At 31.7% G+C, this 646-nt stretch carries 1 protein-coding gene; it reads right to left on the bottom strand.

Features of this window, described 5'->3' with window-relative positions; all coding sequences use genetic code 11:
* On the bottom strand, positions 1–646 hold a 646-nt coding region (locus tag DMB92_RS09250; protein ID WP_185900192.1), incomplete at both ends, for a hypothetical protein.

The raw sequence follows: 646 nt of genomic DNA on the forward strand, positions 1-646 counted from the left end.
ATTTTGACTTTTTAAATTCTCTATTTTTTCTAAATTTTTATCTAAGCTTTGGTCATTTGAATGTTTTATGTCTATCTCAGCTGTTTTTTCTAGTTCTTTCTTTGCTTTTTCTAAGGCTTCTTGTTCAAGTCTTTTTTCTTCGAGAAGTTTTTTAAGCTCCTCTAAAAGTTCCTTTTTTGTTTTGGTGCGAGGAAGCCCAGCAAACAAAGAGCTAGTACTAGGTATACTAAAAAAGGGCTTATCATCGCCTAGGGCATGTGCTGGGGATTTTTCATTATTAATCAGTTGCTTAATTGTTGTTATTATATCATCTCTACTAGATATATCTTTTACTAAAATTTCCCCATTAAAATCGCTATCCTTTTCTAAGGTCTTATTAAACTCCTCCTCCAAACTTTCACTTTTGCTTATACTTTGCTTCGTAATATGTTCAAAATTATCCTCTAAACGCATATAATTTCCATAAAAGCCAATATCAATTTGCTCTACATTATTATTTCTAACCGCATAAGTATAAGTTCCATAAAGAGTGGAATAAATATTTTTCCTCTCCTCATCACTGAGCTTTCCATCATTATTTGCATCAGCTTTTAAATAGCCTCTTTTATAGGCTATATCTGCAAACCAACCTGAAGCAATGCTTTCA

The sequence above is a fragment of the Campylobacter sp. MIT 99-7217 genome, from assembly GCF_006864365.1.
GTDB lineage: Bacteria > Campylobacterota > Campylobacteria > Campylobacterales > Campylobacteraceae > Campylobacter_D.